Raw genomic sequence first — 23519 nt, forward strand, 5'->3', positions numbered from 1 at the left:
CCGACGATGCTGTATCTGGACAAATGCTGGAGCTATCTCCAGTCGCTGACCCGGCCCGACTTCGGCGGGCCGTCGCGACCCGCCTACCGGCTGTTCGAGGGGAACGTGACGCCCGTGTACGACGACCGGATCGCCTGGATCCCGTGGACGCGCGTGCTCGACCCGGCGGAGGTCGGCGAGGTCGCTCGCGATCTTGCCCTGATCGACCGCGGCGACGTCCGCATGATGCTGCGGCGGCTACCGGGAGCACGGCCGGACGACTACGGCTACGTCACGCACTATCTGGACGACGCCCGGAAGTTCACGGCACGCATGGTGGAGGCGGGCGCGGGTCTGGCCTATCTGATCGGCTGATCGGAGGTCGGGCAGGATTGCGGGAATGGAGCGGCGGTTCACGGGCTGGCCGACGACGGCGTACGACGTCTTGCTGGAACTCGACGGCGACCCTCCCGCGGCGGTACGTCAGCGCTGCCGGAGGGATCGCGAGCGGCTGGTCCGCCGGCCGATGATCGCACTGCTGCAGGATCTCGCCGATCTGGACGAGACCTGCGACGACTTCACGGTCGAGGGGTTCGTGTCCCCGCACTTCGGGCGGTGGCAGCACCAGCTCGCGGCGATCCGCCTGGCCCGGAACGTCACCGTCGGGCTGACGTTCGACCTGGACGGGCTGTGCCTGAGCGCCAACTGGTGGCCCGCCGAACCGGCCCAGCTGCAGCGCTTCCGGGCGGCGGTCGCGGACGATTCCCGCGGAGCGGAACTCGCCGAGCTTCTGGCGGAGCTCCCGGAACCCTTCCGCTCGCTGATCGGCGGTCCGATGACGCGGTTGCCTCGGGGCATTCCCGCCGATCACCCGCGGGCGGATCTGCTCCGGCTCCGCTCCCTGACCACGGAGTTCCCGCTGGGCTCCGAGGACTGGCTGCACACGGCCGAGGCCCTTGATCACGTCGCCGCCGCGGTGCAGCGGTTGCGGCCCCTCACCTCCTGGTTCGTCTCGCACGTCACCGGCTGCCCTATCGTCGGGCTGTGACGACTTCACCCGACCTGCTGCGGCTGGCGATCGCCGTGGTGATCTTGGTCGGGCTGGCCCTGGCCGTGGCAACCTTCGGGCGGCTGGCGGCTCGGGGGCAGTTGGCGATTGCGGCGGGCCGGGCGGTGGTCCAGCTCGCGCTGGTCTCCTTGATCATCACGGCGGTGCTGAGCCACCTGGCCTGGTCGCTGATCTTCGCGCTGGTGATGTTCGGCGTTGCGGTCGGCACCTCGGCCCGCCGGATCGGGGCGCCGCGGGCCTGGCCGTGGGCGGCGGTGGCGATCGGGTGCGGAGTGGTCCCGGTGCTGGCGGTGATCTTCCTGTCCGGCACGGTGCCGTGGAACGGGCCGTCGCTGGTGCCGATGGCCGGGATCATCATCGGCGGCACGATGACCGCGAACAGCCTGCTCGGGCGGCGGCTGTTCGGGGCGCTGCGGGATGATCATGGACTGTACGAGGCGGCGCTGTCGATCGGGCTGCCCCGGCCGGCGGCGATCGCCGAGGTCACCGAGCGGCACCGGATCGAGGCCCTGGTGCCGGGACTGGACCAGACCCGCACGGTCGGGCTGGTGACACTGCCGGGCGCGTTCGTCGGCGTGCTGCTCGGCGGCGGTACCCCGCTCCAGGCCGGCGCCGCACAACTCATCGTGCTGATCGGACTGCTCACCGCGCAGACGATCTGCGTAGTCGTCGGCGACCGGCTGATCCGGGCCGGACTGCTACTGCCGAAGGAACTGCGCGCCGCTCTCGTACCGTAAGGGGTCAGCCGACCAGATAGCGACAGATGGCGAGCGCGGCGCCGCCGCGGGCCCAGTCGTAGAAGTCGAGCTCCTCCATGATCAGATCGTCCTCCTCGGCGACCATGCTGCGATGATCACGCAAACCGTTCCAGACGGCCTCCGCGCCGATCATGGCGAACTCGACACCGTCGCCGCAGAGGACGATCCGTTCCGGGGCGACAAGGTCGGCGATCCGGGCGACCAACAGCCCCAGCTGGTACGCGGAGGTGTCGAGCACCATGCCGACCGTCGGATCGCCCTCCCTGGCCAGCCGGAGGAATTCGGCGAAGGTGAAGGTGGTCCCGGCGGCCTGGCCGGCCAGCTGGGCCAGCGCGGAGGAGGTCAGCAGGACCGACGCGCAGCCGCGGTGGCCCAGGCCGCATTCCGGCCCGTCGGCGAGCAACTGCCAGTGCCCGATCTCGCCGGAGATCCCGCGGTCGCCGTCGACCAGGGCGTCGTTGATCACCAGACCGCAGCCGAAGCCGACCCCGACGGTGATCACGACCAGGGACCGGCAGCCGCGCCCGGCCCCGAACCAGTGCTGGGCCAGGGTCAGCGCCTTGACGTCGTTGTGCACCGTGACGGGCAGCCCGACCGCAGCGGACAGGATCGCGCCGACGTCGACCTCGCCCCAGCCGAGGAAGTGCGCATATTGGACGACGCTGCCGTCCAGCACCGGACCGCCGATCCCGACACCCACCCCGCTGACCCGCGGATACTCGGCCCGCAAGTCGGTGATCAACTCCACGACCCGGCCGAGGAAACTGCTCGGAACCCTGGCCCGGCTGCCGATCCGGCGCCGGTCCAGCACGGTACCGCGGAGATCGGTGACGACGCCGTACGCGGTGCCGGCGACGATCTTGATCCCGATGAACTGGGCGGCTTCGCCGTTGATCTCCAGCGGCAGCGAGGGACGGCCGGTCGCGGCACGCTGCTCGGCCGGCCGTTCCCGGATCAGCCGGGCCTTGATCAACTCTTTGGTCAGCCGGGTCAGCGAGGGGCTGGACAGGCCGAGCCGCCGGGCCAGTTCGGCGCGGGCGATCGGCCCGTGCCGGAGCACCGCCAGAGCAACGCTCTGCGCGGTCTTGTCCAGCCGCGGCGCAGCAGTCATCGGCCCGTCAACTCGCCTCGACCGCTTCGACGCGGACCAGGACGACGTGCTCCGGGCGCAGGTCGGAGACCCGCAGGCCGCCGCCGATCAGGACCGAGCCGGGCAGCGGTGCCGGCGTCGGCGTGAACCAGGGGTCGCGAGCGCGGCCGACGGCTGCCGGATCGACCATCACCGGCTCGACCCGGTAGCGAAGGTCGGGATCCAAACCACGCAACGGGATCCGGCCGACCGACTCCACCTCCGAGCGACCGACCGCCGCGACCGCGAAGATCGCCGTGCGGCGGTCCGGGGCCACCACACCGTGCGCGTGGATGCTCTCGTCCGGGTAGTCGATCCGGACCAGGTCGCCGCCGAGCAGCAGTCCGCGTTCGGCCTTGAAGAAGTCGATCCAGCCGCCGAGCTCGGCCAGTTCGGCCTCGGTCGCCTCGGCCAGGTCCCACTCGATGCCGAAGTGGCCGAAGACCGCGGTGCCGGCCCGGAACGAGAGGTCGTGCCGGCGGCTGGTGGTGTGCGAGCGGCCCGAGGCGACGTGCGAACCCATCAGCTCCGGCGGGATCAGCTGGGTGGTCCACCGGTTCATCTGCTGCCGTTCCAGCGGGTCGATGCAGTCCGAGACCCAGACCCGGTCGGTCCGCTCCAGGATGCCGAGATCGACCCGGGCACCGCCGGACGAGCAGGACTCGATCTCCAGGCCCGGATGGGCGGCCTTGAGTTCGTCGATCAGTCGATACACGGCCGCGGTCTGCGCGTGCACGCCGGGCCGGCCGTCCGGGGCCGTACCGGAATCGATCAGGTCCCGGTTGTGATCCCACTTGATGTAGCCGATCGGGTACTCGTCGAGCAGCGCGCCGATCGCGTCCCGCAGGTAGGCGTAGCACTCGGGGATGCCGAGATTGATCACCTGCTGCTGCCGGTGCTCCACCGGCAGCCGATCCCCGGTCGCCATCACCCATTCCGGATGGGCCCGGGCGACGTCGGAGTCGAGGTTGATCATCTCCGGTTCGAACCAGAGGCCGAACTCCATGCCGAGTTCGCGGACCCGGTTCACCAGCGGATGCAGCCCCTCCGGCCAGACGTCCGGCGACACGGTCCAGTCGCCGAGGCCGGCATGATCGTTGCGGCGCGCGCCGAACCAGCCGTCGTCGAGCACGTACCGCTCGACACCCAGGGCCGCGGCCCGCTCGGCCAGGTCGATCAGCCGGTCGGTGTCATGATCGAAATAGACCGCCTCCCAGACGTTCAGCGTCACCGGCCGGTCGCGATCGGGATGCTGATCACGGCTGCGCAGGTAGCGGTGGAACCGGCGCGCGACCTGATCCAGGCCGACGCCGTAGCTGCCGTACAGCCAAGGGCTGGCGTAGGACTCGCTGCCCGAGAGCCGGAGCTCACCGGGCAGCAGCAACTCGCCGCCGCCGACCACCTGCTCGCCGGTGGCGATCCGTTCCGCGTAATGGGTGTGGTTGCCGCTCCAGGCCACGTGGACGCCCCAGATCTCGCCGTCGGCGAACCCGAAGCCCGGCGTCCCGACCTGCAGCACCGTGGCCGCGTCGGCCCCGGTCCGGCCACGGCGGCCCTCGCGCAGATGGGTGCCCACAGTGAGCTCGCGTCGCTGCGGGGTGCGTTCCTTGGCCCAGCGGCCGGCGAAGTCGAGGATCTCCCGGGCCCGTTCCGGCACCGGGTACGCCAGCACGAGATCGTCCAGCTGGTACGGCTCCGCGCCGGTGTTGATCACCTCGGCCCGGCTGCGCAGCAACCCGCCCGTGATCAGCTCGACGGTGATCACCAGCTCCAGCCCCGCGGCGGGATCGGCGGCCCGGAACTGGACGCTCGCAGCTCCGCCGATGATCACGGAGCCGTGCTCGGTGACGTCGCCGTCGACGGTGATCCCGGTGGTGGTGAACTTCGGCGACCAGTCCCGGCCGTTCCGCGAACCGCTCAGCCCGGGCCGGCCGGTCCAGGTGGTCCACAGCTCCGGCAGCAGCGCCGCGCCGGTCGGAACTCCCTGGTCCGCGAGCGCACCGGCCCTCGCCCCGCCGGCGATCACGGCGGTCACGTCGGCGGGAGTCAGCTCACCGAGATCGGCGCCCCAGTAGGCGATCCCCGGCAGCCGGCCCGCCGAGCCGTCGATGATCACCGAGACCGCCTCGGTGCGCAGGTGGATCAGGCAATCGACGTGTTCCGGCACGGCTCTCCTCGGCTCGACCTCGCGGCGGAACGTTCCGCCCTGCCCAAACCCTAACGCCTCTTTACTTTCATTGTGAAAGTTATTCTCCCTCCTGAATCAGTTTTTCACGTTACGTGAAAAACTGGCTCTTCCCGCGAGAAGTATCGCGCGGGAAGAGCCAGGAAAGTTGGTGAAGTGGGGTTGCTGGGTCAGGTGTTGATCGCGTCCCGGAGCCGCTGGGACACGTCGGCCAGCACGTCGTCGACCGGCTGTTCGGCCAGCGACTTCATGAACGGCTCGACCTTGACCGGACCGGTGTAGCCGGCGGCCCGTACCGCCGTCATGAAGCCGGCCAGGTCGATCACGCCGGTGCTGCCGGGCAGCCGGCGATCCAGGTCCTGCTGCTCGTCGCGCTCCCGGTCGTCCCGGGCGTCGTTGATGTCGACCGAGACGATGTCGGCGTCGGTCAGCCCGGCCAGGTCGGCCGCGGACTCACCGGCGGTGTACCAGTGGTAGGTGTCCAGGATCAGGCCGATGTTGGGCCGGCCCACCTCGGCGATCAGTTCCCGCGCCTCGCCGAGCGAGTGCAGGAACGGGAAGCGTTCGGTTGACCAGAACGTCTTCGGCCCGATGTACTCCAGGCCGAGCCGGAGGCCGGCGTCGGCGAGCAGTTCGCCGACCAGGTTGAGCCGGCTCACGTGCAGCACCCAGTTGCGCCGGTAGTTGAGGTCGTCGTGCATCGGCCGCAGCCAGGTGCCGACCGACGTCACGCCGGCCGCGCTGAGCAGGGCGAGGGTCGCCGGCAGGTCGGCCAGGGCGGCCCGGAACTCCTCGGCCGGCGCGGTCAGCGGCACCGGCAGCCCGCTGATCCCCCAGCTCAGGCCACGCTCCCGGACGGCCGCCGCGTGTTCGGCGATCGCTGCCGTACCGTCGAGACTTCGCAGGAACCCGAGATCGGGATCGACGCCGCCGAAGCCGTGTTTCCCGGCGAGGTCGATGGCGGTGGGATGGTCGAGGGACAGTCCGAGAGCGCCCGCGCTCAGGTTCGAGAACATGATCATCATCGTAGGAGCACGGCTCGGCGGCGCTGCTCCGGGGCGCCCGATCTTCCACCCACCGAACGGATGATCACGCTCCGGTGATCACTCGCCGTGGTCGATCCCCTGCGGCAGCCGGTCCGGATCCCAGCCCAGTTCGGTGACCGCGGACGAGAAGGCGTACCGGTCCGTCATGCCGGCCACGTACGTCACGGCGGCCCGGACCGCGGTCTCGGTGCCGGCATCGTCGTCCGGCGGCTCCGGCATCGACTCCGGGTGCGCCGTGTAGTGCTCGACCAGCGCGTGCAGCACCTCGATCACCGCCCGGGACTGCTCCCGGGACGCCGGCCGGACGTAGATCCGCTCGTAGTTGAAGTTGCGCAACTCGGCGAGCGCGGCCGCCTCGGCGGGCTCCATGCCCACCGTCCCGTACCGGTCGATCGTGTCGGCGACCGCCCGGATGAATGTCCCCAACTGCTCGCGCCGGGTCCGGCCGGCGACCTCGGCGACCTGAGCCGGTACGTCGTCCAGGGTGACGATGCCGGCGTGGATCGCGTCCTCGAGGTCGTGGGCGCAGTAGGCGATCCGGTCCGCCCAGCTGACGATCTCGCCCTCGACGGTGCCCGGCGCCGGCCGGGACCAGGAATGGTTGCGGATCCCGTCCAGCGTCTCCTGGCACAGGTTGAGCCCGGACAGCACGACGTCCGCACCCCACGGCCCGTGGTCGTAACCCTCCGGGATGAAGGCGTCGAAGGCATCCTCGCTGGCGTGCCCGCCCGGGCCGTGCCCACAGTCGTGCCCGAGCGCGATCGCGTCGGCCAGCGTCACGTTGACCCCGGCCGACCGGGCGATCGAGGTCGCCACCTGGGCCACCTCGATGGCGTGGGTGAGCCGGGTCCGCTGGTGGTCGGTCGGGTGGACCACGACCTGGGTCTTGCCGGCCAGCCGGCGGAACGCGGCCGAGTGGACGATCCGGTCCCGGTCCCGTTCGAAACAGGTCCGTTCCGGATCCGGCTGCTCCGGCCGGGCCCGGTGCCCGGCGCCCTCGGCGACGGTCGCGCCGGGCCGCAGCAGCAGCCGCTCCCGTTCCTCCCGCAGTTCCCGGTTGACCAGCGGTGCCGGCCGCAGTTCCACTGCGGAGTCTTGATGGGCCCGTACGACGCCGTTCTGATCATGACCGGCCATGGTTTCGGCCCAGGCCCGGGCGCGCGCGGTGATCTCGGGATCGCTCACCCGCCGAGCGTAACGAGTCGGCCCGGCGACCCGGTCGCCGAGCCCGTCAGGCGCCGAGGCCGAGGAGCCGGAGGGCGGTCCGGGCCTGCTCGCGGGCCTGTCGCGCCGTCGGCGCGGGACGCAGCCCGAGCAGCCGCTGCCGGTGCCGTTCGCCGAGCAGCAGGGTGAACAGGGCGGCGGCCCGCTCCCGGCTCGGCTGGGGCAGCCGGGACCGGAGCGCGGCGATGTAGGCCTCCGGGCCGTCGGCATAGAACCGCGCGGCAAGATCATCGAAGCGGCTCGCCTCCGTGATCATCAGCCGGTGCAGGCCGACGCCCTCGTCGGAGTGCAGCGCGCCGACGATCTCGACGGCGAGCGACTCGAGGGTGTCGTCCGGCCCGGCCGCGCGCTGCAGGGTGCGCAGGCGCAGCCGCTCGACCGCGGCGACGAAGATCTCGGAGCGGTCGCCGATGTAGGCGTAGATCGTGCGTTTCGTCACCTGGGCGGAGGCCGCGATGTCGTCCAGCGACACCCCCTGATACCCGTGCTCGACGAACAGGGCGACGGCCGCGTCGATGATCTCGTCACGCCGGCGCTCCCGCTCGACACCTGTCGGCCGACCGCGTTTGCGGGCGGCGGTCCGATCCGTACCCATCGGTGCATTCTCCTCCCGTCGGAGCCCCATCCTATAATGAAACGCAGTACGTATCATTAAGGGATGGTGATCATGTCCGAGTTGACCCAGGCCGCCCCGCAGACGGGGACCGATGATCGACACCTGGTGACCTGGTATCGACAGATGGTGCTGATCCGCCGCTTCGAGGAGCGGGCGGCGCGGTCGTACACGGAGGCCGAGATCGGCGGCTACTGCCACCTCAATCTCGGCGAGGAGGCGACGATCGTGGGCGCACTGGCCGCGCTGGAGCCCGGTGACTATGTGTTCACCAACTACCGCGAACACGGCTATGCGCTGGCTCGCGGCATCGCGCCGGGCCGGATCATGGCCGAGCTGTACGGCCGCGTCGACGGGGTGTCCGGCGGCTGGGGCGGCTCGATGCACCTGTTCGACGCCGAGGCCCGCTTCATGGGCGGGTACGGGATCGTCGGCGGGCAGCTGCCGCTGGCGACCGGCGCCGCGCTCGCGATCGACTACCGGGGCGGGCCCGAGGCGGTGCTCTGCCAGCTGGGCGACGGCACGACCAACATCGGCGCCTTCCACGAATCGCTCAATCTGGCGGCCCTGTGGCGCCTTCCGGTCGTCTACCTGGTGATCAACAACGGGCTCGGCATGGGCACCACGGTGGAGCAGGCCTCGGCCGAGCCCGAGCTGTACCGCCGCGCCGCCGGGTACCGGATGCCGTCCGCGCGGGTCGACGGCAACGACCCGGTGGCCGTCTGCGAGGCGATGCGGGTCGCCCTGGACAGCGCCCGCTCCGGGCAGCCCTATCTGTTGGAGACCGTGTCCGGGCGGCTGAAGGGCCACTCGGTGGTCGATCCCGCGCGCTACCGGAGCACGGCCGAGGCCGACGCGGTGCGGGCCGGCGACCCGGTCGCCGCCTTCGCCGCCCGGCTCCGTGATCAAGGACTGCTCGACGACGAGACGGACCAGGCGATCCAGGCCGAACAGGACGCGATCGTCGCCGAGGCGGTCGCCTTCGCCGAGGCCAGCCCGGCCCCGGCGGTCGACACGTTGTTCGACCACACCTACGCGACCCCGGTGCCGAACGAGTTGCGCCGGCTGCCCGCCGAGCCGCTGTGGGGAGCCGTCCGATGAGCATGATCAGCTACCGGCAGGCCCTGCACGACGCCCTGCGTTCGGAACTGCTGCGCGACGACCAGGTCTTCCTGATCGGCGAGGAGATCGGTCACTTCGAGGGGTCGTACAAGATCACGGCCGGGCTGCTGTCCGAGTTCGGGCCGAAACGGGTCCGGGACACCCCGATCGCCGAGGAGGGATTCACCGGTGCCGCGATCGGCGCCGCCATGCTGGGACTCCGTCCGGTCGTCGAGATCATGACGATCAACTTCTCCCTGCTCGCCCTGGACCAGATCGTCAACCACGCCGCCAAGATCTACGGGATGTTCGGCGGCCAGGCCAGGGTCCCGCTGGTGATCCGAACCCCGGGCGGCGGCGGCCAGCAGCTGGGGGCGACGCACTCGCAGAACATCGAGTTGTACTACGCGTTCGTACCGGGGATGAAGGTGGTGGCGCCGAGCACCCCGGCCGACGCCAAGGCCCTGCTGCTGGCGGCGGTCCGCGACGACGATCCGGTGCTGTTCCTGGAGAATCTCGCGCTCTACAACACGAAGGGCGAGGTGCCCGACGAGGACGTACCGGCTGAGATCGGGCGGGCCGCGGTGACCCGGCCGGGCACCGACATCACGGTGATCGGCTACTCCCGGATGGCCGCGGTCGCGCTCCAGGTGGCCGAACAGCTGGCCGAGACCGACGGCATCGACGCCGAGGTGATCGACCTGCGCAGCCTGCGGCCGCTGGACCGGGAAACGATCATCAACTCGGTCCGCCGGACCAACTGCGCCGTGGTGGTGGAGGACGACTGGCTCAGCTACGGGATCGGCGCCGAGATCGCGGCCACCGTGGCGGAGGGTGCCTTCGACTGGCTCGACGCGCCGGTCCGCCGGGTCGCCATGTCCGAGGTGCCGTTGCCGTACGCGAAGCCGCTGGAGACCGCCGCGCTACCGTCCGCGGCCGACGTAATCACCGCGATCCGGCAGACCCTGGCCGCGCGCGGCCGCTGAGAGAGGACCCATCATGATCGACATTCCGATGCCCCGGCTGTCCGACACCATGGAGGAGGGCCTGATCGCGACGTGGCGCAAGCAGCCCGGCGATCCGGTCGCCCGCGGGGACGTGCTGGTCGAGATCGAGACCGACAAGGCCGTGATGGAGCACGAGGCGTACCAGGACGGCACCCTCGCGACGATCTTGGTCGGCGAGGGTTCCACCGCACCGATCGGCTCCCCGATCGCCCGGCTCGACGTCGGTGACGGCAGCCCGCCGGCCACCGGAGAGAACACTGATCACGGGCCCGCCATCCTGGAACCCGCCACCCAGGAAGCAGCGGGACGACGTCCGGCCACCCCGCTGGTGCGCCGGCTCGCCCGCGAGCGCGGCATCGACCTGTCGGCGATCACGGGCTCGGGGCCGAACGGACGGATCGTCCGGGCCGACCTGGAGGCCCCGGCGGCTGCGACCGTCCGGTCCGACCTGGAGGCACAAGCGGCTACGGCCGTCCGGGCCGATCCGGAGCCCGCGCCGCGTCCGGCCGGCGACGGGCGGATCACCCGGGCCGTCCCGATGTCCCCGGTCCGGCAGGCGATCGCGACCCGGCTGACCGAGGCGGCGACGACGATCCCGCAGTTCACCGTGGACGGCACGGCCGACGTGGAGGAGCTGCTCGGGCTGCGGGCGACGATCAACGCCGAGTTCGCGGCCACCGACCGGCCCGGCGTCACCGTGACCGACCTGATCGTGCGCGCCTGCGGCGTCGCGCTGCGGACCCATCCGGAGCTCAACGCCTCGTACGCGGCGGACGGCCGGGGCCAGACCCTGTTCCACGACAAGATCAACATCGGCCTGGCGGTGGCGTCCCCGAACGGGCTCGTGGTGCCGGTGATCCGCGACGCCGACCGGCTGTCGCTGGCGGCCGTCTCCGGCCAGGCCCGGCGACTGGTCGCCGCAGCGGGCGACCGTTCGCTGACCCCGGCCGACCTGGCGGACGGGACCTTCACCGTGAGCAATCTCGGGATGTTCGGCGTGGAGCGGTTCACCGCGATCATCAACCCGCCGGAGGGCGCGATCCTCGCGGTGGGATCGGCCCGGCCCGAACCCGCTGTGGTGGACGGCGCCGTCGTGGTCCGACGCCGGCTGCACGTCACGCTGACCGCTGATCACCGCATCATCGACGGTGCCGACGCGGCACGCTTCCTGGGCACCCTGACCCGGCTGCTGGAGCATCCGCTGTTGATCACCGTGTCCTGACGCCGGCCGGCTCAGCGCTCGGAGCGGAAGGCTCCGGACCGGACGCCGGCCAGGGTGACGGCCACCGCCTGCTCGACGGCCGCGCGGTCGAGTCTCTGATCGGAGAGCAGCAGCCGGTAGTACAGCGGCGCCGAGACAGCGGTGATCACCGCGACCGGATCGGTGCCGGCCGGCGCCTCGCCGCGTTCCACCGCCTCCACGACGCAGGGTGCCCAGGTCCGCAGCCGGGACCGGTAGAAGTCCCGCAGCGCGGTCGCGCACTCCTGATCGGTGGCTGCGGCCGCGATCACGGCCCGGAAGATCGGGCCCTGCCGCCGGCTGTTCAGGGTGCGCTGGACCAGGCGGGCGTTGGCCAGCAGGTCCATCTCGAGCCGCCCGGTCGTAGCCCGGGGTTCGGACCGCTCGGCCATGTCGGCGAGCAGGTCGGTGATCAACCCCGAGGCCGTACGCCAGCGCCGGTAGACCGTGGCCCGGCCGACGCCGGCGCGCCGCGCGATGTCGCCGAGCTCGATCCCGGCCGGACCGTGTTCGACGATCACGTCCTCGGTCGCCACCATCACCGCACGCCGGACCCGGGCGGTTCGCCCGCCCGGCCGTTCCATCGCGTTCGCCATGACTAATGAGACTCCGGTTTGTCGCCGCCGGACCTTCCGACGCATCCTGCTAATGAGATCAGCGTATCAATAGGAGGATGATCATGGAGTTCCGTCAACTCGGCCGGTCCGGCCTCAGGGTCCCGGTGCTGAGCTTCGGCGCGGGGACGTTCGGCGGGCGCGGACCGCTGTTCAGCGGCTGGGGCAGCACCCAGGTCGCGGAGGCCAGGGAGCTGATCAGCATCGCAATCGACGCCGGCGCGATCATGATCGACACCGCCGACGTGTACTCCGACGGCGCGTCCGAGGAGATCGTCGGTGCGGCGATCCGGGGCCGCCGGGACCAGGTGCTGATCTCGACCAAGGCCGGCCTGCCGACCGGCCCGGGCGAGGGCGAGGCGGGGACGTCGCGGCCCCGCCTGGTCGGTGCGGTGGAGGCCGCGCTGCGCCGGTTGGGCACCGATCACCTCGACCTGTTCCAGGTGCACGGGTTCGACGCCGGCACCCCGGTGGAGGAGGTGATGAGCACGCTGCAGCAGCTCGTCCAGGAGGGCAAGGTCCGCTACGTCGGGGCCTCCAACTTCGCCGGCTGGCAGCTGGTGAAGTCGCTGCACGCCAGCGATGATCACGGTTGGCCCCGCTACGTCGCGCACCAGGTCTACTACTCGCTGGTCGGCCGCGACTACGAGGCCGAGCTGATGCCGCTCGGTCTTGATCAAGAGGTCGGCGCGCTGGTCTGGAGCCCGCTCGCCTGGGGCCGGCTGACCGGGCGGATCCGCCGTGATCAACCGTTGCCGGAGCGGAGCCGGCTGCACACCACCGCCGACTACGGCCCGCCGGTGGAGGACGCCCTGCTGTATGCCGTCGTGGACGTCCTGCTCGAGATCGCCGCCGAGACCGGGCGTTCGGTCCCCCAGCTCGCCTTGAACTGGCTGATCAACCGGCCGACCGTCGCTTCGGTGATCATCGGCGCCCGGGACGCCGACCAGCTCCGGCACAATCTCGGCGCCACCGGCTGGAGCCTGGACCCGGAACACGTCGCCCGGCTGGACGCGGTCAGCTATCGGCTGCCGCCCTATCCCCACTTCCCCTATCACCGGCAGGCCGGCTTCGCCCGGCTCGCCCCGCCGCTGTTCCCCGGCCCGGAGTCGCCGGCCTGAGCCAGCCTGGTGCCGTGACCGGCTCTCGGCACTAAAGTCAGCCGGTGACCTCTTCGCCGGGGGCCGAACCCGAGCCCGGCCCCGCGTTCATGATCGCCCACACCGTGTTCCGGCTCGCCCAGGCCACGACGGTGGCGAGCATGATCAGCTTCCTGCTGGTGCTGGCGTTCGGCCTGTTGGTCGAGGAGGGTCCGGCGGTGCTGCCGCCGGGCTGGCCTGCCACCCGGCTGGTCGCCGAGGCGCTGGTGCCGACGCTCGCCGGACTGGGCCTCGGCCTGCTCGTGCTTGGCCCGGCCCGGACGGCCCAGCAACTGGCCCTGGCCGGCCTGTTGATCAGAGCCGGCGACCGGCCCGGGGCCGCGCTCGTGGTGCCGGACCCGCGGGCACCGGTCAGCCGGGCTCCGTACCAGGTCTCGGTGATCACCGCCGTCGCTCTGCTCATCGCCGCGCCGACCACGCTGGCGGTCGCCTTCGACCAGCTCGACGGTGCCCGCCCGGTCGTGATCACCGCTGCCGTCCTGCTGGGCGCCGCGGTGATCGCCATCCCCTGCCTGGTGCTCGCCGGCCGCCGCTGGCAGGCCGGGTCACGACCGCGGCTGGACGGACACCTGACCCCCGAGGCGCCGGCCTCGTCGAGCCCGCGCAGCACGCTGAACCAACCGGATCGGGCCAGCTTCCATCCCGTTCCCTGGCTGTACGTTCTCGGCACCGTCGCCCTGTTGATCGCCGGGGCGCTCCGGGATCCGGGCTCGGGCCGGCGCCGGGCCGCGCCGGGCACCTGGCTGGCGTCGGTGATCGACTGGCTGGTGATCATCGGCGGCACCATGATCATCGTGGCCGCCGTGGCCACCCTGCTGGCGCGGCTGATCCGGGCGATCACCGGACTGATCAGGCTCGGCCGGTCGCTCGACGCACCGGTGGACCCGGCCCGACCGGTCGATCCGGCGCCCGCCGACGAGGATCCGGCCGGCCGGCTCTGCCTGGTGCTGGCCGGGCTCGGCGTGGTCGTCGGCGAGTGGCTGTTCGCGCTGAACGGGCTGAGTGCGACCCCGTACCCGGCGCTCGCCGGGCTGCCGGCGGTGCTGCCGGTGATCAACACCGGCTGGCTGGCGTTCATGATCGCCGTCGTGGCCGGCACCGCCGCGGCCTGCCGCTTCGCCAGCCGGGCCAGGAATCGGCTGCGCGGAGCGGTCAGCGACGCTTAGCCAGGGCCCGCCGCAGCCGGCGCAGCCGCGGGCTCGGTCCCTTCGAGGTGCGGCCCGCTTGCCGGTCCTTCTTCGACGGCCGGGTCCAGGCCCAGGCGCCGGCCGCGCAGATCGCGGCGGCGATCGGGACCGACCCGTACATCGCCAGCGGTGAACGGTTGTAGACCGTGTCCCGCGAGGTGACCCAGATCGTCACCGGCGCGCCGGCGGCCGGCGGTTCGCAAGTGATCATCTCGCCGCTGTGCGACTGCTGGTCCCGGCCGGTCCAGGTGACGTCCACCCGGTAGGAGGTGCCGTGCCGCTGGGTCACCCCGTTGGCATCCTTGCTCTCGGAGCAGTAGCCGTCGTCCGTGGCCGTCCCGGCGACCGCGACGACCTTCTCGGTCCGGAACGTCGCCTGTTCGACGAAGTCCTCGGGTTCCTCGGCGTCGACGAGGAGCGACATCCCGAAGATGATCGCCCAGACCAGCGCACCGCCGAGGCCGACGCCGACGATGATCAGGATCCGGCGGACGAGACGGGCCGTCCCGTCAGCCACCCGAGACGCCGATCTCGGCCGCGGCAAGATCGAGATCGCGACCCGAGGCGTCGTCCAGCCATCCCTCCGGCAACGCCACTCGGTCCCGCGGCGAGCCCTGGCGCCCGCGCGGCAGCCCGAGCTCGGCGACCGGGAACTCCTGGTCCGGATCCAGTTGCTCGAGCGCCCGGTCAAGATCATCGAAGCTGGTGATCAGGCCGAGCTGCCGGCGCACCTCGCTACCGACCGGGAAACCCTTGAAATACCAGGCCATGTGCTTGCGCAGGTCGGTCAGCCCGTGCCGCTCGTCACTCAGCCCGGCCAGCAGCTCGGCGTGCCGCCGGACCATGATCGCGACCTCGCCCAGCCGCGGCAGGGTCCGGGTCGGCCGGCCGGCGAACGCGTCGGCAAGATCACGGAACAGCCAGGGCCGGCCCAGGCAGCCGCGGCCGATCACGACGCCGTCGACGCCGGTCTGCTCGACCATCCGCAGCGCGTCGGCCGCCTCCCAGATGTCACCGTTGCCGAGCACCGGGATGCTCACCGCTGCCTTGAGCTTGCCGATCGCGTCCCAGTCGGCGACGCCGGAGTAGGCCTGCCGGGCGGTCCGGCCGTGCAGCGCGATCGCGGCACAGCCCGAATCCTCGGCGATCCGGCCGGCGTCCAGGTAGGTGAGATGATCTTCGTCGATGCCCATCCGGGTCTTCATGGTCACCGGCACGCCGTAGCGCTCACCGGCCGCGACCGTGGCCCGCAGGATGGCGGCCAGCCGGTCCCGCTTGTACGGCAGCGCCGCTCCCCCGCCCTTGCGGGTCACCTTGGGCACCGGGCAGCCGAAGTTCAGGTCCAGGTGGCCGACCCCGTACTCGTTGCAGAGGATCTCCGCCGCCTGCGCCATCGTCGTCGGATCGACCCCGTACAGCTGGACCGAGCGGATCCGCTCGCCCGGATCGAACTGCAGCATCTGCACCGTCTTGCGGTCCCGCTCGACGATGCCGCGCGAGGTGATCATCTCGCAGACGTACAGCCCGGCACCCTGCTCCCGGCAGAGCTGCCGGAACGCGGCGTTGGTGATGCCGGCCATCGGCGCGAGCACGACCGGCGTCTCGACCAGGTGCGGGCCGAGCCGCAGCCCGGATCGCGCGTCGGTCACTGTGGTCATGCCTGGATTCTCCCAGATTCAGCCGTTCCCCCTGAATTCACGCGTCGGGCCCGGCGGCTCTCTCGGGAATCGGTGATCGCCCGGGCCGGGGTCGGGAATCCTCGTCGGTTTCGTCCAAGACCCGGGAGCGCGTTCGACACTAGGGTCGAGGCCTGTCCAGAGTTCGAGGAGGATTCGGTGGCACGAGAGTTGGTCTATACGGGGTTCATGTCGCTCGACGGCGTGATGGATTCGCCGGGTGACGCGGCCGAGGGGCATCGCGGCGGCGGGTGGGTCTTCGACGTCGAGTTCTCGGAGGAGGCGTACTCGCTGAAGGGTGAGGAGCTCGAGGACACGACCGCGCTGATGTTCGGGCGGCGCAGCTACGAGGCGTTCGCCCCGATCTGGCCCGGCTCCGAGGATCACGCCGCATACAAGGAGCTGCCGAAGTACGTCGTCTCGTCCAGCCTCGGCGACGACGCCCTGGTCGACGGCTGGGGCCCTATCACGATCCTGCGGTCGACCGAGGAGGTCGCGGCGCTGAAGGAGTCCGAGGGTGGCGCGATCTTCATCCACGGCAGCCCCGAGCTGGCCCTGCGGCTGGGCGAGGCCGGCCTGATCGACCGGTACAACCTGCTCGTCTTCCCGGTCCTGCTCGGCGCCGGCAAGAGCGTGTTCCCGCGGACGGACCGGGACCGGCAGAAGCTCCGGCTGCGCGAGGCGGACAGCTACGCCAACGGCGTGGCCAAACTCGTCTACGACGTCGTGCGCTGACCCACGTCGAGCGCGATCGCACCGCCGGCACCGTCGCGGAGCTGCCCGGCCGTCCGGCCCACGTAGCGGCGCAGCGCCCGGGCCAGGTGGGGCTCGTCGTAGTAGCCCAGCTTGTCGACGACCTCGGCGGCGGTCACCCGCTCACCGAGCAGTACGGCCGCGGCGCGGGCCCGTTCGATCTGCCGGACGGCGCCCTGCCGAAGCCCGGTCGAGGCCCGGAACCGCCGCTCCATGGTGCGTTCGGTGACCGGCGGCCGGCCGCCCCGCAGCACCTCCGCGACCAGCGGGTCACGCTCGAGGACACCCCGCCGGACCAGCCGGTCGACCAGCGCCTCGGCGTCGTCGGCACCCGGCGTCGGCCACCGGGCCCCGTCCAGCCGGAACGTCCGGCGGTTCGGGTCGGGCAGCACCAAGCCGCCGTCGAGCAGGTCCGTCCCGGGCACCGCGCGGAGCGAGGTACCGACGGCGAACTGGATCCCGACGAAGGTGGCACCCTCGGGCACCGGCGCGGTCCCGGTCCGGCTCTCCGGCCCGGCGACGGCGGCCTGGGGCCGGCCCTGCTGCTCCCAGAACACCAGGCCCCAGGTCTCGGAGGCGACCGACGTCATCTCCGAGACCTGGTCGCTCCGGCAGGTCCACACGGAAGCGATCCACGGCGAGTCGGATGCGCGCGTCCCGAACTGCAGGCGCACCGGGCTACCGGGATCCCATGATCAACAGCCGATCAGCCTGGTGGCCAGGTAGTCGGTGATCTTGTCCAGCGACACCCGTTCCTGCGTCATCGAGTCGCGCTCGCGAACGGTCACGGCATGATCATCAAGGGTGTCGAAGTCGACCGTGATGCAGTACGGCGTGCCGATCTCGTCCTGCCGCCGGTAGCGGCGGCCGATCGCCTGCGCGTCGTCGAAGTCGACGTTCCAGTTCTTGCGCAGCTCGGCGGCGAGATCCCGGGCCTTCGGCGACAGGGCCTCGTTCCGCGACAGCGGCAGCACCGCGGCCTTCACCGGCGCCAGCCGATGATCAAGCCGCAGCACGGTCCGCTTGTCCACGCCGCCCTTGGTGTTCGGCGCCTCGTCCTCGACGTACGCGTCGACCAGGAACGCCATCAGGGAACGGGTCAGGCCGGCGGCCGGCTCGATCACGTACGGCGTGTAGCGCTCGTTGTTGGCCTGGTCGAAGTACGACAGGTCCTGGCCGGAGTGCTTGCTGTGCGTACCAAGATCAAAATCGGTCCGGTTGGCGATGCCCTCCAGCTCGCCCCATTCGCTGCCCTGGAAGCCGAACCGGTATTCGATGTCGACGGTCCGGGTCGAGTAGTGCGACAGTTTCTCCTTGGGATGCTCGAAGTGCCGCAGGTTGTCCCGGTCGATGCCGAGATCGACGTACCAGTCGGTGCGGGCATCGATCCAGTACTGATGCCATTCCTCGTCGGTCCCGGGCGCGACGAAGAACTCCATCTCCATCTGCTCGAATTCGCGGGTACGGAAGATGAAGTTCCCCGGCGTGATCTCGTTCCGGAACGACTTGCCGACCTGCCCGATGCCGAACGGCGGCTTCTTCCGGGTGGTCTGCACCACGTTGGCGAAGTTGACGAAGATGCCCTGCGCGGTCTCCGGCCGCAGGTAGTGCAGGCCGGACTCGTCCTCGACCACGCCGAGATAGGTCTTGAGCATCCCGTTGAAGTTGCGCGGCTCGGTGTACTGGCCGCGGGTGCCACAGTGCGGGCAGGGGACGTCGGTCAGCGGCACATCGTCCGGGTTGTCGATCCCCTTCCGCTCCGCGTACTCCTCCTGCAGATGATCGGCACGGAACCGGCGGTGACAACTGAGGCACTCGACCAGCGGATCAGTGAACACGTCGAGGTGTCCGGAGGCCTGCCAGACCGGCGTCGGCAGGATCACCGAGGAGTCCAGCCCGACCACGTCGTCACGGGAGGTGACCACGGACCGCCACCACTGCCGCTTGATGTTCTCCTTGAGCTCAACACCGAGCGGGCCGTAGTCCCACGCGGAGCGCGTACCGCCGTAGATCTCACCGGCCGGAAAGACGAATCCGCGCCTCTTGCAGAGGCTGGTGACATTGTCCAGACGACTTGCGGCGGCCACGTGCTTGCTCCAATACGGTGATGATGGATTTATAGGTACGGGATCCGTACCGACGCCTCAGGATAACGGCCCGACCCCGGAACCCCGGGCCTGGTTTTCGCCGACCAGCTCCGCGTCGTCGTACGCGCTCGGCTCGTCGATCGCCACCGAGAGCAGCGGCACCACGACGGACTTGGCCTCGAACCCCTGCAACGCCCGCCGGTAGGAGCCGACGTCGGCCCACCGGGTGGTGATCGTCCACAGCTCCGGATCGTCCAGGTTGCGCCCGAAATCGACGCTGCGGAAACCCTTCGCTGCCTCCAGCACCCGCACCGCCGCGGCCGCCCGGTCGGCGAACGAGGCGGCCTCGGCCACCGGGACCCGGAAGCGGCTGATCGCGATCACCACGACAGCCTAGTGCGGCACGACCTGCCCGGCATCGCCCTCCGCCTGGGCCACGGCCTCACTATTCTCACCGCCATGCCCACCGACAGCGGCGCGCGGCGACCGATTCCCTGGATCGGCCTGATCTTCGGGTCGGCCGGCCTGATCCTGCTCGTCATCGGCGCTGCCCTGGGCGGCAACACGATCTCCTTCCTCGGCAACAGCACGGTCACGACGGGGACGGTCGTGGACAACAAGGAGCGGACCAGTTGTTCCCAATCGTCACGCGACCGGACCGAGACCTGCTCCACCCAGGACCACGCCGTCGTGGTCTTCACGACGGCCGAGGGCGAGGAGATCAGGTTCACGTCCACGACGGGCACGTCGCCGCCGATGTACCGGGTCGGGGACCGGGTTCCGGTGCGCTACCCGCCGGACCGACCGCGCGACGCGACGATCGACGGGTTCCTCGAACTGTGGCTCGGCGCCCTGATCACGACCGGGCTCGGCGTCGTCTTCGGCGCCATCGGGACCGGCCTGCTGATCAGTCACCGCCGGGACTCTCGCGGGTAGCAGCCGGCCGGCCGTGTCAGACTTGGCGAATGTCCGAGTCGACGCAGCCCACGTTCCGCCAGTCGATGGAGCGGGTGAGCCGGCCGGCCCTGGTCCGCCTGACGGCCCTGCCGCGCCTGGTCATTCCGATCGCCACCCTCGCCCTGGTCGCCGTCGGCGCTTTCGCCCCGCTCCCGGTCGCCGTGGTCGCGTTCGCGCTGGTCTTCCTCTTCATCGCCTGGATCTCGTACCTGTCCTGGCCCGCGATCCCGACCAGCGGCAAGGCGATCCGCGCCGTCATGCTCGCGCTGATCGCCGTCCTGGTGATCACCCGCTTCTGAACCCGCCCGCCAGGGGACGATCAGGTCCGCGTACCGCGACCGGATCGTCCCCTTTTCCCTGCCTGCCTTGACACCGGAGCCCGCCGGATTTGACTGAGCCGAGTATCTTATTGAAAATGGTTTTCATGCATAGGCCCCCGCGCGCGCTCATCGGACTCGTCACGTCGTCACTCCTCCTCCTTGCTGCGGCGTGCGGGTCGCCAACCGGAACCGGAGGGACCGCGGCGCAGCCTGGTCAGCTGTCCGTGATCACCTCGATCTATCCGTTCCAGTTCGTCGCCGAGCGCGTCGCGGGGCCTCATGCCAAGGTCGAGAACCTGACCCAGCCCGGAGCCGAGCCGCATGACCTCGAACTGACCCCGCAGCAGGTGGCGAGCCTGGCCAAGGCCGATCTCGTCGTGTACGAGAAGTCCCTGCAGCCCGCGGTCGACGCCGGGGTGAAGCAGAACGCCGGCGACAACGTCCTGGAGACGACGACCGTCGTCCCGCTGCAGCCGATGGCCGCCGAGGAACATGATCATGAGGGCGAGAGCACCGAGGAGGGCGAGGACGAGCATGATCACGAGGGCCTCGACCCGCACGTCTGGCTCGACCCGAACAACATGGTCACCATCGCGAAGGCGCTCGCCGAGCGGCTCGCCGCGATCGATCCCGACCACGCCGCCGACTACACGGCCAACGCCGACGCGCTCGCCAAGGAGCTGACCGGCCTCGACCAGGAGTACGCCACCGGCCTGAAGCAGTGCGAGCGTACGGAGTTCATCACCAGCCACGCCGCGTTCGGCTACCTGGCGAAGCGCTACGGCCTGACCCAGCTGGGGATCAGCGGGATCAGCCCGGACGCCGAGCCGTCGCCGGCCCGGATCGCCGAGATCCACGAGGAGGCGACCGAGCACAAGATCACCACGATCTTCTACGAGACCCTGGTCTCGCCCGCCGTCGCCGAGTCGATCGCGGCCGACCTCAAGCTGAAGACCGATGTGCTCGACCCGATCGAGGGCATCACCCAGGAATCGCGCGGCACGGACTACCTTGAGATCATGCGTGCCAACCTCACCGCGCTGAAGTCCGCCAACTCATGCACCTGACCTCGGCCGAGACCGTCCTGGAGACCACCGACCTCTCGGTCGAGCTCGGTGGTCTGCCGATTCTGCGCGGGATCAGCCTGACCGTCGGGGTCGGCGAGACGGTCGCCCTGCTCGGCGGCAACGGCTCCGGCAAGTCCACCCTGGTCCGTACGGTGGTCGGACTGCTGCCGTACCAGCACGGCACGATCGCCCTGTTCGGCCGCCCGCAGCGACTGTTCCGGGCCTGGCGCCGGATCGGGTACGTGCCGCAGCGCACCACGATCGGCACCAGCGCGGCCACGGTCCGCGAGGTGGTCGGCGCCGGCCTGCTGGCCCAGCGCCCCCCGTTCCTGCCGCCCGGGAAGGCCCATCGGCGCGCCGTCGCCGAGGCACTGGAGGTGGTCGGGATGAGCGCCCGCGCCGGCGACCGGATCTCCTGGCTCTCCGGCGGCCAGCAGCAGCGGGTGCTGATCGCCCGCGCGCTGGTCGGGAAGCCGCAGTTGTTGATCTTGGACGAGCCGACCGCCGGGGTGGACCTGGAACACCAGCAGGTGCTGGCCGGTGTCCTGGACCGGCTCACCGACAACGGCACCGCGATGCTGGTCGTCCTGCACGAGATCGGTCCGCTCGCCGAACAGATCGACCGGGCCGTGGTGCTGCGGGAGGGACGCGTCGCGTACCAGGGCAGCCTGGCCGGGATTCCCGGGCTGCACAGCGGCGGGCACGAGTGTGAGGAACCCACCGAACCGGATCCGATCGGCGGCGCGATGCTGCAGCAGACCGACCTGGTCCGGCCGGACGGCAGTCAGGGGAGCGGCCGACCATGATCGAGATCCTGCAATATCCCTTCATGCAAAGGGCTTTGATCGCCGCCCTGCTGACCGGGCTGATGGCGCCCGCGATCGGGAGCTACGTGGTGCAGCGGCGACTCAGCCTGCTCGGCGACGGCCTCGGCCACGTGGCGATCGCCGGCGTCGGCCTGGCCCTGCTCACCGGGCAGCAGCCGATCCCGGTCGCCGTCGTGGTCTGTGTCGCCGGCGCGGTGATCGTGGAACTGCTCCGGCAACAGGGCAAGGCCACCGGGGACGTCGGCCTGGCGATCCTGTTCTACGGCGGGCTGGCCGCCGGCGTGCTGATGTCGGGCATCGCCGGAGCCGGGGCCGGGGCCCTGTCGCAGTATCTGTTCGGCTCGCTGACCAGCGTGACGGACGGCGATCTGATCATGGTCGGGGTACTCACGGTGGTGGTGCTGGTGCCGACGATCGGGCTGGCCCCGCAACTGTTCGCCATCACCTCCGACGAGGACTTCGCCCGGGTGCAGGGACTCAAGGTCAGGCTCTACAACCTGATCATCGTCGTCGTCGCCGCGATCACCGTGGCGCTGGCGATGCGGACCGTCGGGCTGCTGCTGGTGAGCGCCCTGATGGTGATCCCGGTGGCCGCCGCCCAGAACCTGACCCGCGGCTTCGGCGCCGGTCTGATCGGCGCGATCGCGATCGGCGTCGTCGTCGCGGTCGGCGGCGCGACCGCCTCCTTCTACGCCGATTCCCCGCCCGGCGCGATGATCGTCGTCCTGGCGATCGCTGTGTTCGCGCTCAGTTGGCCTTTCTCGATCTTTGCGACCCGTCGTCGTAAAGTGCTCCCCGTGCTACCGGAACTGAGCGAGGACCTCGACCAGCCGACGCCGCACGAACCGGCGCCGGACCATCCGCACGAGCACAGCGTCGCCTGCGGCCACCAACCGGTGCGCCACGGAGATCACATCGACTACGTCCACGACGGCCACCGACACGCCCCGCACGCGGGTCACTACGACGAGCACTGAGCTGTCCACCATGCCCGAGACCAACGCGACCGCATCGCCGCAGCGCCGAACCCGGCAGCGGGCGGCCGTGCACGCGATCATGTCCGACCTGGACGAATTCCGTACGGCACAACAGATCCACGACGTGCTGCGCGGCAACGGCGACCGGATCGGGCTGACCACGGTCTACCGCACCCTGCAGTCGATGGCCGACGCCGGCGAGGTCGACGCGCTGCGGACCGGTGACGGCGAGATGGCGTACCGACGCTGCTCGACCGGGCACCACCATCACCTGGTCTGCCGGGTCTGCGGCCGTACCGTCGAGGTGACCGGCCCGGCCGTCGAGCGATGGGCCACCCGGGTCGCCGAGGAGAACGGCTTCCGCGAGGTCAGCCACGACCTGGAGATCTTCGGCACCTGCGCCGAGCACTGAGCACTGAGACACCTCTTGCGGACGTGCCCTATTGTGCGTCAAGGTCGTCCGTAACGTACCGAACTGCGGGCAACGGTGCTCTCGCGGGTCGAACAGACGGTGCGGCCGGCTCATGCTTCGGGAGGTCCCGC

The 23519-nt window shown here is 70.7% G+C and carries 26 protein-coding genes; 15 read left to right on the plus strand and 11 right to left on the minus strand.

All coding sequences use genetic code 11. From position 1 onward, the window contains the following. The first annotated feature begins 6 nt into the window (after positions 1-6). From ACFQU4_RS33380 to ACFQU4_RS33390, 3 genes are read left to right on the plus strand one after another with little or no spacing between them, the layout of a single operon-like run. Positions 7-354 carry a hypothetical protein gene (locus ACFQU4_RS33380; RefSeq protein ID WP_377500569.1) on the plus strand — a complete coding sequence of 116 codons (348 nt, stop codon included), beginning with the start codon at positions 7-9 and terminating at the stop codon, positions 352-354. A 25-nt stretch (positions 355-379) separates the two neighbouring features. Further along, a complete protein-coding gene (locus tag ACFQU4_RS33385) occupies positions 380-1027 on the plus strand; it encodes a DUF2461 family protein (RefSeq protein WP_377500571.1) in 648 nt (215 codons plus the stop codon). A gap of 35 nt (positions 1028-1062) precedes the next feature. After that, positions 1063-1785: an ABC transporter permease gene (locus ACFQU4_RS33390; protein ID WP_377500668.1), complete on the plus strand. Its 723-nt coding sequence runs from the start codon at positions 1063-1065 to the stop codon at positions 1783-1785. A 4-nt stretch (positions 1786-1789) separates the two neighbouring features. On the opposite strand, the gene ACFQU4_RS33395 is transcribed toward ACFQU4_RS33390, so the two are convergent. The 5 genes from ACFQU4_RS33395 to ACFQU4_RS33415 form a co-directional block, all read right to left on the minus strand. Further along, the gene (locus ACFQU4_RS33395; protein WP_377500573.1) at positions 1790-2917 is read right to left on the minus strand and encodes an ROK family protein; all 1128 of its coding nucleotides are present in this window, start codon (positions 2915-2917) and stop codon (positions 1790-1792) included. A gap of 7 nt (positions 2918-2924) precedes the next feature. Continuing rightward, positions 2925-5102, minus strand: coding sequence for an alpha-galactosidase (locus tag ACFQU4_RS33400; protein WP_377500575.1), 2178 nt, complete (start codon positions 5100-5102; stop codon positions 2925-2927). A 188-nt stretch (positions 5103-5290) separates the two neighbouring features. Beyond that, positions 5291-6136: a sugar phosphate isomerase/epimerase family protein gene (locus ACFQU4_RS33405; RefSeq protein ID WP_377500577.1), complete on the minus strand. Its 846-nt coding sequence runs from the start codon at positions 6134-6136 to the stop codon at positions 5291-5293. Positions 6137-6223: 87 nt separating this feature from the next. Then, positions 6224-7303 (minus strand): HD domain-containing protein, encoded by a 1080-nt coding sequence (locus ACFQU4_RS33410; protein WP_377500670.1) that lies wholly within the window; start codon positions 7301-7303, stop codon positions 6224-6226. Between the two features lie 94 nt (positions 7304-7397). Then, positions 7398-7985, minus strand: a complete 588-nt coding sequence (locus tag ACFQU4_RS33415) for a TetR/AcrR family transcriptional regulator (RefSeq protein ID WP_377500579.1) — start codon at positions 7983-7985, stop codon at positions 7398-7400. Between the two features lie 63 nt (positions 7986-8048). On the opposite strand from ACFQU4_RS33415, the gene pdhA reads away from it, so the two are divergent. From pdhA to ACFQU4_RS33430, 3 genes are read left to right on the plus strand one after another with little or no spacing between them, the layout of a single operon-like run. Next, a complete protein-coding gene (gene pdhA / locus ACFQU4_RS33420; protein ID WP_377500581.1) occupies positions 8049-9104 on the plus strand; it encodes a pyruvate dehydrogenase (acetyl-transferring) E1 component subunit alpha in 1056 nt (351 codons plus the stop codon). Next, a complete protein-coding gene (locus ACFQU4_RS33425; RefSeq protein WP_377500583.1) occupies positions 9101-10090 on the plus strand; it encodes an alpha-ketoacid dehydrogenase subunit beta in 990 nt (329 codons plus the stop codon). The genes pdhA and ACFQU4_RS33425 overlap by 4 nt, the downstream gene beginning before the upstream one ends. A 13-nt stretch (positions 10091-10103) precedes the next feature. Then, entirely contained in the window at positions 10104-11333 is a 1230-nt protein-coding gene (locus ACFQU4_RS33430; RefSeq protein ID WP_377500586.1) for a dihydrolipoamide acetyltransferase family protein, read from the plus strand. Positions 11334-11344: 11 nt separating this feature from the next. On the opposite strand, the gene ACFQU4_RS33435 is transcribed toward ACFQU4_RS33430, so the two are convergent. After that, complete coding sequence (locus tag ACFQU4_RS33435) at positions 11345-11947, minus strand: TetR/AcrR family transcriptional regulator (protein WP_377500588.1); 603 nt, start codon at positions 11945-11947, stop codon at positions 11345-11347. Between the two features lie 77 nt (positions 11948-12024). On the opposite strand from ACFQU4_RS33435, the gene ACFQU4_RS33440 reads away from it, so the two are divergent. Further along, positions 12025-13086 carry an aldo/keto reductase gene (locus tag ACFQU4_RS33440; protein WP_377500590.1) on the plus strand — a complete coding sequence of 354 codons (1062 nt, stop codon included), beginning with the start codon at positions 12025-12027 and terminating at the stop codon, positions 13084-13086. 44 nt (positions 13087-13130) lie between these two features. Further along, a complete protein-coding gene (locus ACFQU4_RS33445; protein ID WP_377500592.1) occupies positions 13131-14291 on the plus strand; it encodes a hypothetical protein in 1161 nt (386 codons plus the stop codon). On the opposite strand, the gene ACFQU4_RS33450 is transcribed toward ACFQU4_RS33445, so the two are convergent. After that, the gene (locus ACFQU4_RS33450; RefSeq protein WP_377500594.1) at positions 14278-14829 is read right to left on the minus strand and encodes a hypothetical protein; all 552 of its coding nucleotides are present in this window, start codon (positions 14827-14829) and stop codon (positions 14278-14280) included. The genes ACFQU4_RS33445 and ACFQU4_RS33450 overlap by 14 nt on opposite strands. Then, positions 14822-15970, minus strand: a complete 1149-nt coding sequence (gene dusB, locus ACFQU4_RS33455) for a tRNA dihydrouridine synthase DusB (protein ID WP_377500596.1) — start codon at positions 15968-15970, stop codon at positions 14822-14824. Before dusB ends, ACFQU4_RS33450 begins: the two co-directional genes overlap by 8 nt. Positions 15971-16147: 177 nt before the next feature. Here dusB and ACFQU4_RS33460 point away from each other — a divergent pair, with 177 nt between their 5' ends. Beyond that, positions 16148-16723, plus strand: a complete 576-nt coding sequence (locus tag ACFQU4_RS33460) for a dihydrofolate reductase family protein (protein ID WP_377500598.1) — start codon at positions 16148-16150, stop codon at positions 16721-16723. On the opposite strand, the gene ACFQU4_RS33465 is transcribed toward ACFQU4_RS33460, so the two are convergent. The 3 genes from ACFQU4_RS33465 to ACFQU4_RS33475 all read right to left on the minus strand — a co-directional run bounded on the left by ACFQU4_RS33465 (position 16705) and on the right by ACFQU4_RS33475 (position 19212). Continuing rightward, positions 16705-17331, minus strand: a complete 627-nt coding sequence (locus tag ACFQU4_RS33465; RefSeq protein WP_377500600.1) for a helix-turn-helix domain-containing protein — start codon at positions 17329-17331, stop codon at positions 16705-16707. The two genes, ACFQU4_RS33460 and ACFQU4_RS33465, sit on opposite strands and share 19 nt — an antisense overlap. 105 nt (positions 17332-17436) lie before the next feature. After that, positions 17437-18828, minus strand: a complete 1392-nt coding sequence (locus tag ACFQU4_RS33470; RefSeq protein ID WP_377500602.1) for a glycine--tRNA ligase — start codon at positions 18826-18828, stop codon at positions 17437-17439. A 57-nt stretch (positions 18829-18885) separates the two neighbouring features. After that, the gene (locus tag ACFQU4_RS33475; RefSeq protein WP_377500604.1) at positions 18886-19212 is read right to left on the minus strand and encodes an antibiotic biosynthesis monooxygenase family protein; all 327 of its coding nucleotides are present in this window, start codon (positions 19210-19212) and stop codon (positions 18886-18888) included. A 75-nt stretch (positions 19213-19287) separates the two neighbouring features. Between ACFQU4_RS33475 and ACFQU4_RS33480 the strand changes: the two genes are divergently transcribed. The 6 genes from ACFQU4_RS33480 (at position 19288) to ACFQU4_RS33505 (ending at position 23388) form a co-directional block, all read left to right on the plus strand. Then, the gene (locus ACFQU4_RS33480; protein WP_377500606.1) at positions 19288-19764 is read left to right on the plus strand and encodes a DUF3592 domain-containing protein; all 477 of its coding nucleotides are present in this window, start codon (positions 19288-19290) and stop codon (positions 19762-19764) included. Between the two features lie 29 nt (positions 19765-19793). Then, entirely contained in the window at positions 19794-20084 is a 291-nt protein-coding gene (locus ACFQU4_RS33485) for a DUF6703 family protein (RefSeq protein WP_377500608.1), read from the plus strand. A 245-nt stretch (positions 20085-20329) separates the two neighbouring features. After that, positions 20330-21172 (plus strand): metal ABC transporter substrate-binding protein, encoded by an 843-nt coding sequence (locus ACFQU4_RS33490; RefSeq protein WP_377500610.1) that lies wholly within the window; start codon positions 20330-20332, stop codon positions 21170-21172. Then, the gene (locus ACFQU4_RS33495) at positions 21163-21978 is read left to right on the plus strand and encodes a metal ABC transporter ATP-binding protein (RefSeq protein WP_377500612.1); all 816 of its coding nucleotides are present in this window, start codon (positions 21163-21165) and stop codon (positions 21976-21978) included. The genes ACFQU4_RS33490 and ACFQU4_RS33495 overlap by 10 nt, the downstream gene beginning before the upstream one ends. Then, positions 21975-22976 (plus strand): metal ABC transporter permease, encoded by a 1002-nt coding sequence (locus ACFQU4_RS33500; protein ID WP_377500614.1) that lies wholly within the window; start codon positions 21975-21977, stop codon positions 22974-22976. Before ACFQU4_RS33495 ends, ACFQU4_RS33500 begins: the two co-directional genes overlap by 4 nt. Positions 22977-22986: 10 nt before the next feature. Beyond that, entirely contained in the window at positions 22987-23388 is a 402-nt protein-coding gene (locus ACFQU4_RS33505) for a Fur family transcriptional regulator (RefSeq protein WP_377500616.1), read from the plus strand. The last annotated feature ends 131 nt before the right edge of the window (positions 23389-23519 follow it).

Source organism: Microlunatus sp. GCM10028923 (genome assembly GCF_042666975.1).
In the GTDB taxonomy this organism is placed as follows: Bacteria; Actinomycetota; Actinomycetes; order Propionibacteriales; family Propionibacteriaceae; genus Microlunatus.

What these genes read in the sequence shown, in the direction of transcription:
- ACFQU4_RS33385 (WP_377500571.1), top strand. Translation starts at nt 380, where the DNA reads ATGGAGCGGCGGTTCACGGGCTGGCCGACGACGGCGTACGACGTCTTG.
- ACFQU4_RS33500 (WP_377500614.1), top strand. Translation starts at nt 21,975, where the DNA reads ATGATCGAGATCCTGCAATATCCCTTCATGCAAAGGGCTTTGATCGCC.
- ACFQU4_RS33480 (WP_377500606.1), top strand. Translation starts at nt 19,288, where the DNA reads ATGCCCACCGACAGCGGCGCGCGGCGACCGATTCCCTGGATCGGCCTG.
- ACFQU4_RS33410 (WP_377500670.1), bottom strand. Translation starts at nt 7,303, where the DNA reads ATGGCCGGTCATGATCAGAACGGCGTCGTACGGGCCCATCAAGACTCC.
- ACFQU4_RS33395 (WP_377500573.1), bottom strand. Translation starts at nt 2,917, where the DNA reads ATGACTGCTGCGCCGCGGCTGGACAAGACCGCGCAGAGCGTTGCTCTG.
- dusB (WP_377500596.1), bottom strand. Translation starts at nt 15,970, where the DNA reads ATGACCACAGTGACCGACGCGCGATCCGGGCTGCGGCTCGGCCCGCAC.
- pdhA (WP_377500581.1), top strand. Translation starts at nt 8,049, where the DNA reads ATGGTGATCATGTCCGAGTTGACCCAGGCCGCCCCGCAGACGGGGACC.
- ACFQU4_RS33380 (WP_377500569.1), top strand. Translation starts at nt 7, where the DNA reads ATGCTGTATCTGGACAAATGCTGGAGCTATCTCCAGTCGCTGACCCGG.
- ACFQU4_RS33415 (WP_377500579.1), bottom strand. Translation starts at nt 7,985, where the DNA reads ATGGGTACGGATCGGACCGCCGCCCGCAAACGCGGTCGGCCGACAGGT.
- ACFQU4_RS33435 (WP_377500588.1), bottom strand. Translation starts at nt 11,947, where the DNA reads ATGGCGAACGCGATGGAACGGCCGGGCGGGCGAACCGCCCGGGTCCGG.
- ACFQU4_RS33485 (WP_377500608.1), top strand. Translation starts at nt 19,794, where the DNA reads ATGTCCGAGTCGACGCAGCCCACGTTCCGCCAGTCGATGGAGCGGGTG.
- ACFQU4_RS33430 (WP_377500586.1), top strand. Translation starts at nt 10,104, where the DNA reads ATGATCGACATTCCGATGCCCCGGCTGTCCGACACCATGGAGGAGGGC.
- ACFQU4_RS33425 (WP_377500583.1), top strand. Translation starts at nt 9,101, where the DNA reads ATGAGCATGATCAGCTACCGGCAGGCCCTGCACGACGCCCTGCGTTCG.
- ACFQU4_RS33465 (WP_377500600.1), bottom strand. Translation starts at nt 17,331, where the DNA reads ATGACGTCGGTCGCCTCCGAGACCTGGGGCCTGGTGTTCTGGGAGCAG.
- ACFQU4_RS33440 (WP_377500590.1), top strand. Translation starts at nt 12,025, where the DNA reads ATGATCATGGAGTTCCGTCAACTCGGCCGGTCCGGCCTCAGGGTCCCG.
- ACFQU4_RS33495 (WP_377500612.1), top strand. Translation starts at nt 21,163, where the DNA reads ATGCACCTGACCTCGGCCGAGACCGTCCTGGAGACCACCGACCTCTCG.
- ACFQU4_RS33505 (WP_377500616.1), top strand. Translation starts at nt 22,987, where the DNA reads ATGCCCGAGACCAACGCGACCGCATCGCCGCAGCGCCGAACCCGGCAG.
- ACFQU4_RS33405 (WP_377500577.1), bottom strand. Translation starts at nt 6,136, where the DNA reads ATGTTCTCGAACCTGAGCGCGGGCGCTCTCGGACTGTCCCTCGACCAT.